Origin of the sequence: Adlercreutzia mucosicola DSM 19490, assembly GCF_000422625.1 — a bacterium.
Taxonomy (GTDB): Bacteria; Actinomycetota; Coriobacteriia; order Coriobacteriales; family Eggerthellaceae; genus Adlercreutzia; species Adlercreutzia mucosicola.
The window spans coordinates 174,404-189,529 of the sequence record NZ_AUGK01000003.1; the positions used below are offsets into that span (position 1 = coordinate 174,404).

Here is a 15,126-nt window from a genome sequence, read left to right on the forward strand (position 1 = left end):
CCGCGGAGACGAGCCTCGGCCCACAGAATGGCGCAGGGGCGGCCTTTGGCCCACGGAATGGTGTAGGGGCGGGCTTTACCGTCCGCTCAAGAACAGGTACCTTCACGGTAAAGAGAGAGGCAGATTCATGGTATCTCGCGTCTATGTTGAGAAGAAGCCCGGATTCAACGGCGAGGCCCGCGCGCTGGCCGCCGAGCTGCGCGACATCGTGGGCATTCAGGGGCTCACGGCCGTGCGCCTGGTGAACCGCTACGACGTGGAGGGCATCGGCGAGGAGCTGTTCGCTGCTTGCGTGCCCACGGTGTTCTCCGAGCCGCAGTCCGACGTGGCCACCTTCGAGCTGCCCGAAGCCAACGGGGCCGCGGTGTTCGCCGTGGAATTTCTGCCCGGCCAGTTCGACCAGCGCGCCGATTCCGCGAGTGAGTGCATCCAGCTCATCAGTCAGGGGGAGCGCCCGCTGGTGCGCTCGGCGGTGGTGTACTACCTGGAGGGCGATCTGGACGAGGCCGCCGTGGAAGCCGTGAAGCGCTATGTCATCAACCCGGTGGAGGCCCGCGAGGCCTCGCTGGATACCCGCGACACCCTGGCCATGGCCTTCGAGCGTCCGGCCGACGTGGAGGTCATCGACGGCTTCACCGAGCTTTCCGACGACGAGCTGGCCGCCTTCATCGCCGAGCGCGGCCTGGCCATGGACTTGGCCGACATCCAATTCTGTCGCGCGTACTTCGCTAAGGAGGGGCGCGACCCGTCCATCACCGAGATCAAGATGATCGACACCTACTGGTCCGATCACTGCCGCCACACCACCTTCGGCACTGTGCTCGATGACGTGGCCATCGCCGACGCCAACGTGCAGGCCGCCTTCGACCGCTATCTGGAGCTGCGCCACGAGCTCGGCCGCGACGAGAAGCCCGTGTGCCTCATGGACATGGGCACCATCGGCGCGAAGTGGCTGAAGAAGCAGGGTATCCTCACCGGGCTCGACGAGTCCGAGGAGATCAACGCCTGCACCATCAAGTGCAAGGTGGATGTGGACGGCGTGGAAGAGGACTGGCTGTACCTGTTCAAGAACGAGACCCACAACCATCCCACCGAGATCGAGCCCTTCGGCGGTGCGGCCACCTGCGTGGGCGGGGCCATCCGCGACCCCTTGTCCGGCCGCTCCTACGTGTACCAGGCCATGCGCGTCACCGGTGCTGCCGACCCCACGGTGCCCGTGGCCGACACCATTCCCGGCAAGCTGCCCCAGCGCAAGCTCGTGACCACGGCGGCGGCGGGTTATTCCTCTTACGGCAACCAGATCGGCCTGGCCACGGGCCAGGTGCACGAGCTGTACCATCCCGGCTACGCCGCCAAGCGCATGGAGATCGGCGCCGTGGTGGGCGCCACGCCGGCCGACCACGTGCGCCGCGAGACCCCGGCACCGGGGGACGTGGTGGTGCTCTTGGGCGGTCGCACGGGCCGCGATGGCATCGGCGGCGCCACGGGCTCTTCCAAGGCCCATTCCGTGGAATCGCTGGAAAGCTGCGGGGCCGAGGTGCAGAAGGGTAACGCGCCGGTGGAGCGCAAGATCCAGCGCCTGTTCCGCCGCGGCGACGCCTGCCGCATGATCAAGCGCTGCAACGACTTCGGCGCCGGCGGCGTGTCGGTGGCCATTGGCGAGTTGGCTGACGGCCTGGACATCAACCTGGATGCCGTGCCCAAGAAGTACGACGGGCTGGATGGCACCGAGCTGGCTATTTCCGAGTCCCAGGAGCGCATGGCCGTGGCCCTGGCCCCCGAGGACGTGGAGGCGTTCATCGCGCTCGCCCACGAGGAGAACCTGGAGGCCACCCCCGTGGCCGTGGTGACCGAGGAGCCGCGGGTGCGCATGCACTGGCGCGGCACCACCATCGTGGATGTGAGCCGCGACTTTCTGGCCAGCAACGGCGCACCGAAGCACGCCGCCGTGGCCGTGCCCGCTCCGGCCGACGAGAGCTGTGCCGCCACCCCCTGCGACCGTGCCTTTGAAGCGGCGGCCAGCCTGACCGATCCGGTTGTGGAGGCTGCCGCTGCGGCCGATTCCCTGGAGGCGGGCCTGGCGGCGCTCATGGGCGATATCAACCACGCCTGCAACAAGGGCCTCGTGGAGCGCTTCGACTCCACCATTGGCGCCGCCACGGTGCTCATGCCCTTCGGCGGCTCCCGTCAGCTGACCCCGGCTCTGGCCATGGTGGCGAAGCTGCCGGTGCTGGGCGGGGCGACCACCACGGTGTCGGGCCTGTCCTGGGGCTTCAACCCCTACCTGTCGGCCTGGGACCCCTACGCGGGCGCCTACATGGCCGTGCTCGACTCGGTGGCGAAGCTCGTGGCCACGGGCTTCGAGCGGGCGAACATGTACCTTACCTTCCAGGAGTACTTCGAGAAGCTGCGCCAGGATCCGGAGCGCTGGGGCAAGCCCATGGCGGCCGTGCTCGGCGCCCTTATGGCCCAGGTCGATTTCGGCGTGGGTGCCATCGGCGGCAAGGACTCCATGTCCGGTTCCTTCGAGGATTTGGATGTGCCGCCGACGCTCGTGTCCTTCGCCACGGCCATCGGCAACATCGACCGGGTGACCTCGCCGGAGCTGAAGGCCGCCGGCGATAACCTGGTGTGGATCTCCTGCCAGGACACCCTGGCTTCCAGCCTGTGCGCCACGTTCGACGCTATGGAGCATCTCATCGGCGCCGGCGTGGTGCGGGCCTGTGCGAGCGGCGGCGCGGCCGGTTTGGCCGAGACCCTCGTGAAGATGGCCGTGGGCAACGGCCTGGGCGTGGCGGTGGACGCGGCCGTGGGCACCGGCCAGCTCTTCGATCCGGCCTACGGCACCTTCGTGGTGGAGCTGACCGCCGGCGAGACGGCTCAGTCGGTGGTGACGCGTCTGGAGGACGCGGGCCTTGCCGCCAACGTGGACGTGGTGGCCCTGGGCACGGTGACCGAGGCCTACGAGCTTTCCTGCGACGGCGCCGTGGCCGATTTGGCGTGCGTGCAGGAGGCCTGGGAGAGCGGCATCGAGGGCGTGTTCCCCTATCGCACCAGCGCCGAGGATCGCGCGGCGGCCGAGGAGGTGCCCGCGATCAGCTTCGCGGCCAGCGCGCCGGCGGTGTTCCCCGGTCCGGCCGTGGCGCGCCCGCGCGTGGTCATCCCGGTGTTCCCCGGCAACAACTGCGAGTACGATTCCGCCGCCGCCTTCGAGCGCGCAGGCGCGGTGCCTACGGTGTACGTGGTGAACAACCTGACGCCCGAGGCTGTGGCTGAGTCCACCGCCGAGCTGGCGCGCCTCATCGGCGAGTCGCAGATCGTCATGATCCCCGGCGGCTTCTCCGGCGGCGACGAGCCCGACGGCTCCGCGAAGTTCATCACCGCCTTCTTCCGCGCGCCCCAGGTGACCGAGGCCGTGCGCGATCTGCTGCAGCGCCGCGACGGGCTCATGCTCGGCATCTGCAACGGCTTCCAGGCCCTGGTGAAGCTGGGGCTCGTGCCCTTCGGCGACATCCGTCCCATGGACGAGGATTGCGCCACGCTCACCTTCAACCACATCGGCCGTCACCAAAGCACGCTCGTGCGCACCCGGGTGGCCAGCACCCTTTCGCCGTGGATGAGCCGCATGAACGTGGGCGACGTGCACACGGTGGCCATCAGCCACGGCGAGGGCCGCTTCGTGGCGCCGCAGCCGCTGCTGGACCAGATGATTGCCGGCGGCCAGGTGGCCACCCAGTACGTGGACGGGGCCGGGGTGCCCTCCATGGACCTGTCGGCGAATCCCAACGGGTCCGTGCTCGCCATCGAGGGCATTACGAGCCCGGACGGCCGCGTGCTCGGCAAGATGGGCCACACGGAGCGCTCGGGCGCTGGCCTGTACAAGAACGCCTTCGGCAACACCTACCAGCCCCTGTTCGAAGGCGGCGTGGACTACTTCCGCGGGTAGGGAAGCGGCTAGACGAGCGTCATCAGTGCCATCAACCGAGAAGGGGCCGTAAGGCCCCTTCGTCGTGTCAGGATGAGTGCACGCCCGCACAATGAGCGCTTGAGGACAACATGGCCGCGGCCCGCCCAGCGGTCTTAAGGGACTTGCGGCTAGAGATCGGAAAGAGAGGTGGGCTCGGCGGGTGGGAGCGATATGGTTACGGTTCCCTCGGCGATGTTGCCGCAAAGGTCGGTGGCGGTGAGCGTGTAGGCGCCAGAGGGAACGTCGAAGCGACAAATGACTCCAGAGCCTTCGGCCGCCGCGTCGCGCTCGCGATCGTCCAGCACCTCGCGCAGCGCCCGGGCTAGCAATGCCTGCTCGTCGCGGGTGTTCGTGATAATGGCGGGATCGGCGGTGTGCTCTGCCCGAGCTTCGTGCTTCTCGTCGCGCTCGGCCGCTTCCAGGTCGTCCGCCGGTGCGGGGATCTCGCGCGGACGGCTCGTCCGCTCATAGTGGCGCAGACACACATTGTGCGTAACGGTGTTCAGGTAGCCCACGAATGAGCGCGGACGAATCTTGGCGATGTTTTTCCAAACGGTCAGATACACTTCTTGCAGCAGGTCGGGGGCGACCTCTGCATTGGTTTTCGCGGCGATGGAGAAGAATTGCGCCTGAGCGGTAAGCCGATAGGCCTCCTCGAAGGCGTTCCGGTCGCCTGTTTGCGCCTGAGCAACCAAATGGGCGAGGTGTTCGTAGGGGTCCGTTTCCCGCATTCGCTTGCGCCTCTACAGTTCGAATTCCTCGAAGAGGGCCGTGCGTCGCGCTTCGTCGGAGGTCGCCATGCGCAGGTCGTCAAGGCGCCCTTCAGCCAAAAGGTGTTCGACCAGGAAACTGTAGCGAGCCTCCGCCTCTTTTGCGCCCTCGGCACGACCCTCGGCGCGCCCCTCGGTGAGTCCCTGCTCGCGACCCTCTTCCCGTCCCTCCTCCAGTCCCTTTTTTCGAGCCAGGCGTTCCAGGATGCGGGCACGACGGGCATCGTTCTCCTCGATGGTGCTCACGCAGTAAAACACTTTGTCCACCCACTTCCGGTCGTTGTTTGCCTTGGCGACGATCTCGTCGATGCGCTGAACGAGCGAACTTGCGCCGATGCAGCCATTTTGCGTGTAGTGTAGCAGATCGCGCAAGACCCCATCGGGCAAAGTGTCCCAAGCCTGTGCATTCAGGGCAATCCAATGGGAATTGCAGTCAATTGAGAGGTCGGGCACCTCCGAGCAGCGTCGTTCCAGGGTGTAAACGGGCAGATTGAGATCGAAGGGATCGTGGGTGCACAGGAACACGATGAAGCTCTCGCACAGCTCGTCGTAGTCCTTGCCCGGCGCGAGAGTGGCCATGTCGAGAGTGGCCTGGTAATAACGGAACCGGCGGCCCAACAAGGGCTCGGGGCACATTGCATCTCGATGTCGTAGACCCGGTTGCCCTCGCGGGCGTACACGTCCATGCGTACGCCGCGGCTCTCGACGGCCGGTTCCAGCACTTGCTCGGCGTTCAGGTAGTCGATGCGATCGACATCGATGCCGAGCACGCAGCGGATGAATTGGCGGCAGACCGATTCGTCCAGCATGACGCGGCCGAACATCCAGCGATTAGTGAAGGCGAGACGGGGCGGCTCATGGGCGGTCCTTTCGGCGCGGCGGGTATGGTATGAGCAGCGTATCAGGCGGCAACCGCGGTTTCGTCTCGGGAATCACCGTCTGCGTGCCGTCGTGCTGTCGGGAGAATTGCGTCGGAAAGCCGTCTGCTGGCCGCAGCGGTGTCGGAGCGTGGCCGTCAGGTCGCCGTGGGGAGTCGCATCGAGCTTGCGTGGAGGTGGCTTCGCGGGTGTCGGAGGTCGCAGGTCGCAGACGGTCCAGCATCGGGGCGAATTGTGGTGAAGATGTGGGGGAACGAAATAACAACGGAAAGGGTGAACCGTTTCTCCCGGTTGGCGGATGTTTGATTTTGAATACCTATCTTTTTCATCCACACCTGGTAAATTGCGATAGTGCGCGAGGAGGAAGCATCATGGAAAAAGGCGCGAACCGGCCCTGGGCAAGCCGGGAAAGGAAGCGAAGCACCCGCGATCTGCATCCCGCGTCGACCTCACGACGCCCCTCCTTCTTCAATCGACTTTTGCGCGTCTCGCTGGCGGTGATTCTGGCTGCGGGGCTGCTTCCCCTGTTGCCCGTGACGCCCGCTGTGGAAGAGGCCGAAGCCTTGGCGGGGACGACCAATTACGAGGACGCGTTCAAGATAATCAATCGTCGTGGTACGCCAGGAGACATCTCAGGAAACAGAAAGTGCAGCCGGGCAAGTCCCTCTCCCCGGCTGACGCGCGCAGCCTGATGGAGCGCCGCTACGCCTTCACGCCCGAGGGCGGTGGTGCGGTGACCGAGTTGAAGCTGACCCTGGCCGACGGGGCGGGCAGCCCAGTTTCCGTCATCGACCTGGGCCGTCCTGGCGCGTGGCGCATCACCTACAAAGTGGCTGACGCCAGCGGCAATACCATTACGGTGAACCTGCGCTACGTGGTGGTGACTGACGCGCCTACGGTGACGCCGATGCCCGATCCCGAGCGTCCGGGTGTGGGCCCGGGCGGCCAACCGCTGCCGCCGGGCGAGACGAACGTTGATTCCGAGACGGGCCTGACCCACACCGTGGTGACCGATCATGTGGTGACCCGCACGTCCGACCTGCTGCTGACGCCCGAGGCCATGGCCGAGTTCATCAGCGCGCGCTACGATCTTGCCCCGGGCTCGTCGGGCGGCGGTACCGCTCCGTTGAGCGTTGTCCTCACGGCGGCGAGCGCCCGCGCCCGGGCCTCGACGGCGGCTTTTTCGGGTATCACGGCCAGCGAGGTGCGTCTTTTTAACGCCGCGGGTGCGCCCGCGCTGGTCATCGACTGCTCGGAGCCCGGCGTATGGTACGCTGAGCAGGTGTTTTCCGACTCCTTTGGCGACACCACCACGCTGAAGCTCACCTATGAGCTGCGCGAGGGCAACGTTCAGGGCGGCATCTCCGATGGAGGCAACGGTGGTTCCAATGGCGGTACCGGCAACGTGTCCGTGAGTGAGGCTGGCCCGCTGACGGGCGACGGCTCTGGTCTGGGGCGCAGCCGATGGGCGTCGGCTATTCACCAGCTGCCCCAGACGGGCGGCATTCTGGGTCCCTGTCCGCTGCACATCATGTTCGTGCTGATCATGGTGCTGTCGGGCGCCTACACCCTGATGCGCCTGCGTCAGGAATCGTCGGGGCGCGAGGAGCGCCGCCGCCACGATGCCGAGTGGGAGGAGTTCCGCCGTGAAGCTGTCCGATAAGCTGCTCTACGCTCTGTTCGTGTTGGCCGCCGTTGCTCTCGGCACCCTTAGTTTTTGCTCTTCCGACTGGCTCTGGGCCATCACGACCGTAGCCGTTGTGCTCGTTTGCGCCTTCCTCCTTCGTCACCGTTGCCAGAAGGGCGTCCCTGATGCGCCAGAAAAGGAAAGGTCGTAGGAGCAAGAACCGCAGCCCGAGAGGCCTCGCAGGGGCGGCCTTCGGGCTGCGGTTCTTGCCATGGGTTGGTGCGAGGTGCGGCTTGGGAGCGCTCTGTAGGGGCGCTCCCTTCAGGCCGCCCGGCGAATCGGGCGACCCGTGGGTTTCCGCTACTGCCAAAGGCGCACTTCGGGGGCGAGGGAAACGCCGCTGGCCTCTCGTACGCGGCGCTGCACTTCGGCGATGAGGGCGAGCACATCGGCGGCGGTGGCGTTGCCGATGTTGACGACGAAGCCGGCGTGCTTGGTGGACACCTGGGCGTCGCCAACGCACAGGCCCTGGCAGCCAGCGTCCTGGATGAGCTTGCCGGCGAAGTAACCTTCGGGGCGCTTGAAGGTGGAGCCGGCCGAGGGCACCTCCAGGGGTTGTTTCTCGGCGCGGCGGCGGGCGAGATCGTCCATGCGCGCGCGGATGGCGGCGGGGGAGTCGGGCCGCAGCTGAAGCGTGGCGCCCAGCACCACCCAGCCCTCGTGCATCATGCGGCTCGTGCGATAGCCCCATGCCGCTTCGCTCGCGGGGACATCTACGACCACCAGGCCCTCCCCCTCTTCTTCTCCTTCGGCCGCGCCGCCGACTCCCGTGCACTCGGCGGCAGTTTCACACTGCTTCGCATGCTCGGCCGTGTTCAATCCCCCGGCTGCGGCTGCGCTTGCCGGTACGAGGCAGCGCACGCTGACAGCTACGTCGGAGAATTGGCCCTCGTAGGCGCCGGCATTCATGATGGCCGCGCCGCCGATGGTGCCAGGGATGCCGCTGGCGAACTCGTAGCCGGACAGGCCCGTCTCCCAGGCGGCCTCGGCCACGGCGGCGTTGGTGGCGCCGGCGCCAGCGCGCACAAGCCCGCCGGGCAGCACGTCCACGGCGGCGAAGTTATCGGTCAGTTGCAGGGTCACACCGGGTAGTCCCTCGTCGGGCGCCAGCACGTTCGAGCCCGCGCCCAGGATGCGCAGGGGCACCCCGGCCTGACGGCAGGCGGCACAGACCGCGGCCGCCTCGTCTTCGGTACGGGGCCGCACGAGCCATTGGGCCGGCCCTCCGATGCGAAACGTCGTGTGCGCGGCCAACGGCTCGTCGGCGAGCAGGTTTTCCGCGCCCACGATGGTGCGGATAGAATCGGAGAAGGTGGCGTCGACCATGGGGTTCCTTTCGTGCGATTGGCGGGCGCGGGGCCGGGGCGGGGGGGGCGGTTCGCGGGTTGCGGGAGGATTGGAGCCTTCCCCTACGGAGACCGCCCCTGCGGAGACCCCCGCGAGACCACCCCTGCGGAGGCCTCGGCGGAGGCCCCCGCGAGACCGCCCCCGCGAGGCCCTAGCGCAGGGCGCCTATGCGGGGCCGTGGCGCCCGCTTGTCATACCAGGTAGGTAACTGGTGGTGACCCGCACTGCTCATTGTACTAGAATACGCCCATGACGAAATCGCCTACATATCATTGTCGATGGGGACGCTAGCCATGGCGCGCAAGCATCCCGACATCAAGCCCGCCACGCCGGGTGCGGCCATTACGCTCATGTTGCTGTCCATTGTCTGCTTCATTATCGGGCTGTGGGCGCTTATGGCCCTGACGCGGATCGTGCTGGGGTAGTGGCATGTGGTTGCGCTTCACACTCTATGACCTGCGGGTCATCGGCCACTATTTGGGCACCTTGGTGCTTTTTTTCGCCGTGCTCATGTTGGTGCCTCTGGGAACGGCGCTCGTGTTCCAGGAATGGGAGCCGGCTTCCCGCTACCTCGTGGCGGCCGGCATCACCATGGTGGCCGGCTGCACTCTGCGCTTCCTGCGCATCGAGCCGGGTCGCCTGTCGCGCCGCCAGGCTTTGGCGGTCACGGGCTTCGCCTGGGTGGTGCTGGCGCTGTTCGCCTCTATTCCGCTGTACTTCTCGGGACATTACGCCACCTACCTGGATGCCGTGTTCGATGGCGTGTCGGGCCTCACCACCACCGGCGCCTCGGTCATCGTGGACTTGGACCACCTCTCCTACGCCGACAACATGTTCCGCTTCGCCATGCACGCCCTGGGCGGCCTCGGCCTTATCGTGGTGGCCCTGTCCTTCGGCCTGTTCGGCCGGGGCGGCGGCGCGTCGCTGTTCTCATCGGAGGGCCGCAGCGAGCATGTGGTGCCCAACGTGGTGCAGACCACCCAGTTCATCGCCCGCATCACGCTGATCATCGTCACCGTGGCCACAGCGATCATCATGGGGCTGTGCCTGGGGCTCGGCATGGAGCCGGCCCGCGCCTTCCTCAACGCGCTGTGGGTGTCCATCTCGGGCTTTCTCACCGGCGGCTTCACGCCGATGCAGCTCTCTATTATGTACTACCATTCCTTCCCCTTGGAATGCATCCTCATGGTGCTCATGATTCTGGGCTCCATCAGCTTTGTGCTGTATGCGGAAGTGGGGAAGGGCAATGTCAGCGCCTTCTTCAGGGACATCGAGACGAAGACCATGGTGCTGTGGATCGCGGTGATGGCCTTCGTGTTCACGGCCACGCTGTCGTCGTGGTCGCTGTTCGACGACATGCTGGCGCTTTTGCGCCGCGGCCTGTTCATGATCATCTCGGCCTTCACCACCACGGGCTTTCAGGTGGTCACCACCAATCAGATCACCACGGCGTTCTCCAACGGCGCCTTTCTCACCTTGGCCTTCATTATGGCCGTGGGCGGCAGCTCCGGATCCACGGCCGGTGGCATCAAGTTCTCGCGCATGGGCATTATCCTGAAGTCCATTGTGGCGAACGTGAAGGAGGCCCTGGCTCCTGATTCGGCTCGCGTGGTGGTGGCCTACAACCATCTGGGTCGCCGCGTGCTCACGCCGAATATCGTGAAAGAGGCCATGACGGTGTTCATCCTGTACGTGATCACCTACGTCATCGGCGCGCTCGTGGGCATCGCCCATGGCGGCGAGGCCATCCCCGCCATCTTCGAGTCGGTGGCCATGACCTCCAACGGCGGCATCATCACCTCCATGGCCCATCCGGGTATGGCACCCACGCTGGAGCTGTTCTACATTCTGCAGATGTGGGCCGGCCGTCTGGAATTCGTGACGCTGCTGGCGCTGATCGTGGAAGTGGGCGCATCGCTTGTGCCCCGTCGGAAGGCGAGGCGCTCATGAGTCGGCTGCGAAAAGGGGCGCGCCTCCCCGTACTCGGCCTGGTCACCGCGGCGCTGGCGGGTTGGCTTCTGGCCGTGACCTGCGTAGCTGTGGGCGGTGCGGTCAGCGACGACGGCACCGGTCCGGCCGAGCCCGCGCCCCGGGCGGCCTGGGCCGACAACCCCACCAACGAGGCGGTGCCCACCGACGACACTGGCGTGGTGGATCCCAACGCGGGGAAGGATAAGCAGCCCGAGGGCAACGACGGCAACAGCAGCGGTGCGGGGGCCGGTTCGGACGCGAACGCGGGTACCGTGCCGCCCGCGGGCCCGGCGCCCCAGTCCGGCGACGGCGCTGCCCCCGATGGCTCGCCCGCGCCCCCGGCCGAGGGCGAGGACGCAGGCACAGGCTCAGAGGCCGGCGATGCCGCTGATGCCGCCGAGGGCGACAAGCCCGTCGCGCCCCCGGTGCTGCCCGATCCCGTCTTCGGTGAGGGCACCAATCCCGACAACCTGATCAATCCCCAGCAGAAGCCTGACAGCTCGTTCATCTACGACACCTCCATCAGCGCGCTGCAGGACGCCGATTCCTACCTGAACAACCAGACGGTGCAGGTGACCGGCGAGGTGGTGGGCGATCGTATCAAGGCCGAGTTCGATCCCGGATTCTGCTGGATCGTCCTGCAGGCCAACGACGATTCCTACGCCGAGGTGCCCGTCTTCATCGCCACCGATGTCACAGCCCCCATCGACACCTACGGCTCCTACGGCCGCAAGGGCACCACGCTGCAGGTGCGCGGCATCTTCCATCTGTCCTGTTCCGACCACGAGGGCCTCACCGACCTGCACGCCGACACCGTCGCGGCTGTGGAAAAGGGCTCCATCACCCAGCAGACCTTAGACCCGAAGGCTTTCATTCCCGGCGGCATTCTCACGGTGCTGGGTTTGGTGATGCTGCTCGTGTTCCGTCACATGCGAGAGGGGCGCCGTTGATGGCCGATACGCTGCACACCGGCGAAGTGGTGAAGCTCGACCGTGGCTATCCCCTCGTGCGTCTCTCCGATGGCGAGACGCTGCGCTGCGAGCACGCCACGGCGCTGGTGAAGGGATGCGACCAGCGCGCGGTAATCGGCGATGTGGTGTCGGTGTTGGTGCCCGATGCCCACGATAAGGGCGTCATCGAGGCTATCGCGCCGCGCACTCGCGAATTCGTGCGGAAGGATCCCACCGAGCGCGCGGTGCCCCAGGTGCTGGCGGCCAACTTCGAGCGCGTCATCGTGGCCCAGCCCGTCAGCGAGGTGAACCTGCGCCGCCTGGAACGGGAACTGGTGCTGGCCTTCGAAACCGGCGCCGCGGTCACCGTGGTGCTGACCAAGGCCGACCTGGCCGAAGATGATGAGGCTCTGGCCGCGGTGATGGATAAGGTGCGTGCTCTGGCCGGCCCCACTGCCGAGGTGCTGCTGGTGTCCGATACCGATCCCGCTTCCGTGGAGGCCGTGCGGCAGCTGCTGGCCCCCGATACCACCACGGTGCTCATCGGTCGTTCGGGCGTGGGGAAGTCGAGCCTGGTGAACATGCTGGTGGGCGAAGCGGTGCTGGACGTGGGCGCCGTGCGTGAGGGCGACGGCAAGGGCCGCCACACCACGGTGAGCCGCGAGATCGTGGCCGTGCCCGGGGCCGGCCGCATCGTGGACATGCCCGGGGTGCGCGGGCTGGGGCTGTGGGATGCCGATACCGGCATCGAGGCCGCCTTCCCCGACATCGAGGCCTTGGCCGAACGGTGTCGCTTCCGCGACTGCACCCACCACGCCGAGCCCGGCTGCGCCGTGCGGGCGGCGGTGGAATCCGGGACGGTGCCCGCAGCGCGCTACGAGTCCTACCAGGCCCTCAAGCAGGAGATGGCCACGGTGAAGGATCGCCGCGAGCAGGCGCGGCGCCTCAACAAGGACAAGGCCCGCTACAGCAAGCAGTACCGCGCGAAAGGGGGATCGTCCCGCAAAAAGCGCAAGGGCTAACCGCGTTTGCTGTCGCTTTAGCCACGGGCTCCGCGCGAGCGCGCCCGAACCGTTACAATAGATGCGTTCGAGTTACCATCCTCGAAAGGAAACCCATGAACCCCGTTGTCATCATCCCCACCTTCATCTACCCGCGTCGCCATCGGGGCGGCTCCGATGTGGTGACCGCCTACGATCACCCCACGGCGCCCAATCAGCCCGGCGAGCTGGGGCGGTGCCTTGAATCGCTCGCGAAGGTGGAGGGCCTGGGGCTGGTGGTGATCCTCGTGTCGGCCGATATGTCCATCGAGGCCCAGGCCGCCGAGAAGGTGCAGGCCGTGGCCAACGCGCACCCCGATATCACCACGCTGGTGATCGGCGCGCCTGAGCTGGCGCTGATCGAGCAGCGCATGGCCCAGCTGAACATTGAGCGTTTGAACAAGGAGATCGGCCTGGCCGGCTATGGCGCCATCCGCAACCTGGGCCTGGTCATCGCCAACGTGCTCGGCTTCGACGCCGCGGTGTTTCTGGACGACGACGAGGTGGTGGACGATCCGCAATTTCTGCAGAAGGCCATGTACGGCCTGGGGAAGCTGACGCGCCAGGGCGTGCCCATCGTGGCCAAGACCGGCTACTACTTAAACGACGAGGGCTCCTATCTGTCGAAGTGGGAAGACAAGTGGTACAACCGCTTCTGGCAGCAGGGGCGCGCCTTCAACGAGTGGATCAGCAAGGCCATGCGCGGCCCGCGCCTGTCCCGCTCCAACCACGTGTGCGGCGGCTGTCTGGCCATCCACAAGGAGGCCTTCCGCCGTCTGGCCTTCGATCCGTGGATTGCCCGCGGCGAGGATCTGGACTACATGCTGAACCTGCGCATGTACGGGTCGGACATCTGGTTCGACAACCAGTGGGTGCTGCGCCATCTGCCGCCGGCCTCGCCGAGCGAGGGCCTGCGTTTCCGCCAGGACATCTTCCGCTGGCTCTACGAGTACCGCAAGCTGGAATACAGCCGCGCCCTCATCGACTTGCAGCAGGTGAAGCCCGCGTCGCTGGAGCCCTATCCGGGCCCGTTCTTGGAGCCGGGCCTGCGCAGTCGCATTCGCCTGACCGCCTGGCTGCGTAGCTTCGGGCGCCCCGACAAACGGGCCTACCGCCAGGCCGCCAAGGTCGTCGCGGGCGCTGCCAGCGCCTACGCCGAGGCGAACTGCGCGAAGTACTTCGAGTTCCAGTACGTATGGCCCGAGGCCATGAAGCGTCTGGAGTCCGACCAGCTGCTGTCTTCGGCGCTGGTGCGCTCCAGCATGCTTCGCGTGCAGGATGTGGAAGCGGAGATGGCCGGCGCGGCCGACGTGGCCGCCGCGGGGGCGGAAGCGGGCGCGGCGATGCCGGCAGGAGCGCCGGGCGCGGCTCTCGCGCCGGGGACTGGGGCAGGCGTGGCGCCCGTGATTCCGGCACCGGCCGTGCCGCGGCCGTCCATTGATGCGGGTGCGACGACGCAGATCCGCCTCGACTTGGCCGATTAGCAGGGCGGCGCGCGAACGTGGATGCCACTTTGATCATGGCTGCCGTCTCACTGGTGGTGGGACTGGCGGTGGGCGTGCTGGCCGGCTTGCTCGGTGTGGGCGGCGGCACGCTGCTCGTGCCCATCTTCAAGCTGGGCTATGCCATGGACTCCATTATGTGCACGGCCACCTCGCTGTTCACCATCATCCCCACCTCGGTTTCCGGGGCTCTTTCCCATCTTCGGAACAAGACCTGTATTCCGCGGCTCGGTCTGGCCGCCGGTTTGGGCGGCGCGGTCACCTCGCCTCTGGGCGTGTGGCTGGCCACTCAGTCGCCCGATTGGGCCATCATGGGCGCCGCGGCGCTCATCATCGTGTACTCGGCCACGACGATGTTTCGCAAGGCGCTGGCGGCCCCGAAAGTGCCCTGGCGCAAGAAGCACTTCGCGGCCCAATCGGCGGGGGAGCAGGCGGGCGCGGTCGGCGATGCGGTTGCGGCTGCGGCTGCGTCGGTGCCGAGCGATGCCGGCGCCCCTTCCGCTTCCGCCGCTGCCGAACCCGCGTCTCCTGCGCCTGCGCGCCCCTTGGCCCCCTCCCTCGCGGCCGAGAAGGACGCCGCCACCGTGGGCCCGCGCGAGCTGGCCATCGGCGTGGCCATCGGCCTGGTGGCGGGCCTCGCCTCGGGTTACGTGGGTGTGGGCGGCGGCTTCATCATGGTGCCGATGATGATCTCCATCGCGCACATCTCCATGCGCGTCACCTCGGGCACGTCGCTCATCGCCGTGATGATTTTAGCCGTGCCCGGCACCATCGCCCAGGCCTTGCTCGGCAACATCAACTGGATCGCCGGCATCGCCGTGGCCTGCGGCTCCATCCCCGGCGCCGCCCTGGGCGCGCGCTTGGTGCCTCGTGTGCCCGAGCGCCAGCTACGCTTCCTGTTCGCGGGATTTCTCGTGGTGGCTGCGCTCATGCTGGTCGTCAACCAGCTGGGGCTGTGGGGCTAGCGCTCGCGCGCGGCAGCTTTGCTATACTGACGTCAACAACCTGGATGAT

The 15,126-nt window shown here is 66.9% G+C and carries 14 protein-coding genes; 11 read left to right on the top strand and 3 right to left on the bottom strand.

The window, feature by feature from the left end; translation table 11 throughout:
* Positions 1-127: 127 nt before the first annotated feature.
* Positions 128-3,946 carry a phosphoribosylformylglycinamidine synthase gene (locus G503_RS0100790; protein WP_028026082.1) on the top strand — a complete coding sequence of 1,273 codons (3,819 nt, stop codon included), beginning with the start codon at positions 128-130 and terminating at the stop codon, positions 3,944-3,946.
* A 149-nt stretch (positions 3,947-4,095) separates the two neighbouring features.
* Here G503_RS0100790 and G503_RS0100795 read toward each other — a convergent pair whose 3' ends face one another.
* Together G503_RS0100795 and G503_RS0100800 are read right to left on the bottom strand one after the other, a co-directional pair.
* Positions 4,096-4,698, bottom strand: a complete 603-nt coding sequence (locus G503_RS0100795) for an RNA polymerase sigma factor (protein ID WP_028026083.1) — start codon at positions 4,696-4,698, stop codon at positions 4,096-4,098.
* A 12-nt stretch (positions 4,699-4,710) separates the two neighbouring features.
* On the bottom strand, positions 4,711-5,316 hold the full coding sequence (locus tag G503_RS0100800; RefSeq protein ID WP_156891845.1) for a hypothetical protein: 606 nt from the start codon (positions 5,314-5,316) through the stop codon (positions 4,711-4,713).
* Between the two features lie 56 nt (positions 5,317-5,372).
* On the opposite strand from G503_RS0100800, the gene G503_RS0100805 reads away from it, so the two are divergent.
* From G503_RS0100805 to G503_RS0100815, 4 genes are all read left to right on the top strand, one after another.
* Positions 5,373-5,630, top strand: coding sequence for a hypothetical protein (locus G503_RS0100805; RefSeq protein WP_028026085.1), 258 nt, complete (start codon positions 5,373-5,375; stop codon positions 5,628-5,630).
* Between the two features lie 356 nt (positions 5,631-5,986).
* Positions 5,987-6,307 carry a hypothetical protein gene (locus G503_RS16170; protein WP_156891846.1) on the top strand — a complete coding sequence of 107 codons (321 nt, stop codon included), beginning with the start codon at positions 5,987-5,989 and terminating at the stop codon, positions 6,305-6,307.
* Complete coding sequence (locus G503_RS0100810) at positions 6,262-7,278, top strand: hypothetical protein (RefSeq protein WP_028026086.1); 1,017 nt, start codon at positions 6,262-6,264, stop codon at positions 7,276-7,278. Before G503_RS16170 ends, G503_RS0100810 begins: the two co-directional genes overlap by 46 nt.
* The gene (locus G503_RS0100815) at positions 7,262-7,453 is read left to right on the top strand and encodes a hypothetical protein (protein ID WP_028026087.1); all 192 of its coding nucleotides are present in this window, start codon (positions 7,262-7,264) and stop codon (positions 7,451-7,453) included. Before G503_RS0100810 ends, G503_RS0100815 begins: the two co-directional genes overlap by 17 nt.
* A gap of 149 nt (positions 7,454-7,602) precedes the next feature.
* Here the strand turns inward: G503_RS0100815 and G503_RS0100820 are convergent, their stop codons facing one another.
* Positions 7,603-8,628: a UDP-N-acetylmuramate dehydrogenase gene (locus tag G503_RS0100820; protein WP_028026088.1), complete on the bottom strand. Its 1,026-nt coding sequence runs from the start codon at positions 8,626-8,628 to the stop codon at positions 7,603-7,605.
* Between the two features lie 314 nt (positions 8,629-8,942).
* Here G503_RS0100820 and G503_RS16825 point away from each other — a divergent pair, with 314 nt between their 5' ends.
* The 6 genes from G503_RS16825 (at position 8,943) to G503_RS0100850 (ending at position 15,077) form a co-directional block, all read left to right on the top strand.
* Positions 8,943-9,074 (top strand): hypothetical protein, encoded by a 132-nt coding sequence (locus G503_RS16825; protein WP_257483030.1) that lies wholly within the window; start codon positions 8,943-8,945, stop codon positions 9,072-9,074.
* Positions 9,075-9,078: 4 nt separating this feature from the next.
* Entirely contained in the window at positions 9,079-10,599 is a 1,521-nt protein-coding gene (locus tag G503_RS0100830) for a TrkH family potassium uptake protein (protein WP_028026089.1), read from the top strand.
* Positions 10,596-11,570 (top strand): hypothetical protein, encoded by a 975-nt coding sequence (locus G503_RS15380; protein WP_051190794.1) that lies wholly within the window; start codon positions 10,596-10,598, stop codon positions 11,568-11,570. The genes G503_RS0100830 and G503_RS15380 overlap by 4 nt, the downstream gene beginning before the upstream one ends.
* Complete coding sequence (gene rsgA / locus G503_RS0100840) at positions 11,570-12,592, top strand: ribosome small subunit-dependent GTPase A (protein ID WP_035021239.1); 1,023 nt, start codon at positions 11,570-11,572, stop codon at positions 12,590-12,592. Before G503_RS15380 ends, rsgA begins: the two co-directional genes overlap by 1 nt.
* Before the next feature lie 95 nt (positions 12,593-12,687).
* Positions 12,688-14,094, top strand: coding sequence for a glycosyltransferase (locus G503_RS0100845; RefSeq protein ID WP_028026091.1), 1,407 nt, complete (start codon positions 12,688-12,690; stop codon positions 14,092-14,094).
* A gap of 35 nt (positions 14,095-14,129) precedes the next feature.
* Positions 14,130-15,077 (top strand): sulfite exporter TauE/SafE family protein, encoded by a 948-nt coding sequence (locus tag G503_RS0100850; RefSeq protein ID WP_156891847.1) that lies wholly within the window; start codon positions 14,130-14,132, stop codon positions 15,075-15,077.
* Positions 15,078-15,126 lie beyond the last annotated feature (49 nt).